Raw genomic sequence first — 314 nt, 5'->3', positions numbered from 1 at the left:
GTTGAAAGTACGAATGCACCAACCGCAGGTGCCCTATCTTTTGACCCTGCTTCATTGGCTACCGGCTTGTCGCCAGAAACTACCGGCTCATTTATTGGAAATTTAAATGGCAGTGGTGCAACAGATATAGGATTGGTAATTGATGATGTTGTAAATGTTATCAATAAGAATAACACAGGTTTCAACGATTGGTTGACACTTCCAGGAACTGCTGGACTTGGTGAAATCACCTTTAACACCACATCGGTTGGTTTGCCACTTGGTACAACTAGGAACAATACCATCATAGCAACTGCAAAAGGGTTCTCACCAGC

1 protein-coding gene is annotated in these 314 nt (G+C 43.3%); it reads left to right on the top strand.

What is annotated here, in order from left to right; all coding sequences use genetic code 11:
- A partial coding sequence (locus HMJ38_RS25205; protein WP_194977205.1) for a hypothetical protein occupies nucleotides 1-314 on the top strand: 314 nt, incomplete at both ends.

Origin of the sequence: Aquiflexum lacus (assembly GCF_015476655.1) — a bacterium.
In the GTDB taxonomy this organism is placed as follows: Bacteria; Bacteroidota; Bacteroidia; order Cytophagales; family Cyclobacteriaceae; genus Aquiflexum; species Aquiflexum lacus.
The sequence above is the reverse complement of the archived record's forward strand: the minus strand, read 5'-3'. Positions and strand labels throughout refer to the sequence as shown.